Raw genomic sequence first — 517 nt, forward strand, 5'->3', positions numbered from 1 at the left:
TTTAGCGTTTGGAAAAAGTCGCCTAGCTAAGTCATAATAAGGACTAAACATATCCATAGTAATAATTTTCACTCGACATCGGACGACCCTATCATATTTAAGAAAGTGATCTCGAATGACGGCTTGTGTTCTACCTTCAAGAACAGTGATGATATTGAGCTTATCAAAATCTTGCGCAATAAAGCTCATCTCCATCTCCCGATTGAAACAGTCACTCCCCGGACTGTTTCAACGTCCCAAGACATAATCTTAGGCAGATTTCTAAAATTACACTCAAAGTGGAAGTCATTGAGCTTTCGAATGACAGTTGAAGTTGAGATGGAAAGCTGATGGGCAATATCGGTCATAGAAATCTTTTCAATTAACTTTTGAGCAATCTTTTGGTTGATGATACGAGGGATTTGGTGATTCTTCTTGACGATAGAAGTTTCAGCGATCATCATTTTTGAACAGTGATAGCACTTGAATCGACGCTTTCTAAGGAGAATTCTAGTAGGTATACCAGTCGTTTCAAGAT

1 pseudogene is annotated in these 517 nt (G+C 38.3%); it reads right to left on the reverse strand.

Annotated features, from left to right (window positions below):
• Window positions 1-517 (reverse strand): annotated as a pseudogene (locus tag HT703_RS11290) (helix-turn-helix domain-containing protein); the annotation flags it as partial.

This window comes from Streptococcus sp. 3874 (assembly GCF_013276425.1).
GTDB lineage: Bacteria > Bacillota > Bacilli > Lactobacillales > Streptococcaceae > Streptococcus > Streptococcus pseudopneumoniae.